This is a genomic window from Mesorhizobium sp. M7A.F.Ca.AU.002.02.1.1, from assembly GCF_003998535.1.
GTDB classification, from domain to species: domain Bacteria; phylum Pseudomonadota; class Alphaproteobacteria; order Rhizobiales; family Rhizobiaceae; genus Mesorhizobium; species Mesorhizobium ciceri.
This window is the reverse complement of sequence record NZ_RZPB01001136.1, coordinates 1-1,410: the sequence shown is the minus strand read 5'-3', so window position 1 is coordinate 1,410 and position 1,410 is coordinate 1. Positions and strand designations below refer to the sequence as shown.

1 protein-coding gene is annotated in these 1,410 nt (G+C 57.1%); it reads left to right on the top strand.

Annotation, left to right across the window (positions count from 1 at the left end; translation table 11 throughout):
- Nucleotides 1-171 precede the first annotated feature (171 nt).
- Nucleotides 172-1,410: acyltransferase (locus EN879_RS35820; protein WP_245493931.1), on the top strand; the 1,239-nt coding region annotated here is incomplete at its 3' end.

The window sequence follows — 1,410 nt, the reverse complement described above, 5'->3', positions numbered from 1 at the left end:
GTAATATATACGGTCAAAGCCTGAACACGAAGCTGCTCGGCAGGCCATCCGGCTTGCGTGAACAATAATTTAATGCAGATCGCGATAATCTCTCCAGCAACGGCGAACTCTGTTCGCCGAACGATTATATTCGCGCGTACTAAATAGCAATTATTCAAAGAAAGCCCATACTTGGCCAAGGATGCTTCACTCGAATTGTTAAGAGGTGTCGCCGCGCTCGTAGTTCTGAATGGGCATTGTTTGGGTGCTTTTGCGCCATTGATGGAAGGCGAGGGAGACTTGGCCGGGCAATCGCTCAAAACAAGCCTGGCTTTCGTCGCGTTCAATGGCGGCTCCGCCGTCTACCTGTTTTTCGTCCTGTCTTCCTACGTGCTCGTGAAGCGTTATTTTCAGACCAGCAAGGCACAAGATCTGCGGTTGGGTGCGATCAAGCGCCTGCCACGCCTGGCCGGCCCGGTACTCGTTACGACGCTGGCATCCTGCATCATCTTCAAGCTCGACCTGTATTTCATCAAGGATGCGGCCGCCGTCACCCAATCCGACTGGCTGAGAAGTTTCGGCAATGCTTCAAAGGTGCTATCGCCGGAGACTGCGAGTTTCGCCGACGCGTTTCTGCAAGGGGCGTGGCGGACGTTCATCTACGGCGACAACTATTATGACAGCAGTCTGTGGACCATGACGGTCGAGTTCTGGGGGAGCATGCTGACCTTCGCCCTCGCCCCGATCGTCTTTTTCCTTCAAGGCCGCTGGACGTTATCGTTCTGGGTCTGCATAGCAGCAGTCGTGTTCCTGGCGCTGCAAGTCAGTTACTTTCTTTGTGCCTTTCCGGCCAGCCTCTTGCTCTATCCGCTTCTCGCCATGGATTTTCGCCCGAATCGGTGGGTGAGAGGCGCCATGGTGATGGTTTCCCTGGCGCTGCTGGGTTATGCGGGGAGTGCCGTGGGCATATATCGCCCGTTCGCCGTGCTTGACGTGGCTTCCGATGTGGGCCTGCGGCAAGCCTGCGTGGCCATCCCGGCAAGCGTCATGTTGGTCTACGCGGTGCTGAGTGTGGATGAGCCTTTATCATGGTTCTCGGGTAAGGTGGCACGTTTTCTGGGCGAGCTGTCCTTCCCACTCTACCTCGTGCATGTACCCGTTATCTGCTCATTGGGGTCATGGGTTTTGTTGACAAGCGGTTCCACCGCACTCGGCGCCGCCGCCGCCATACTGGGTTCGATCCTCGCGGCGTTGCCGCTCATGACCTTCAACAACTGGTGGGTCCAGATGGTCGGCGCCCTGTTCAACAGGTTCAGGCGCGGCGGACCTATCGCCGCGCCTGAACCTGTTGAACAGGGCGCCGACCATCTGGACCCACCAGTTGTTGAAGGTCATGAGCGGCAACGCCGCGAGGATCGAACCCAGTATGGC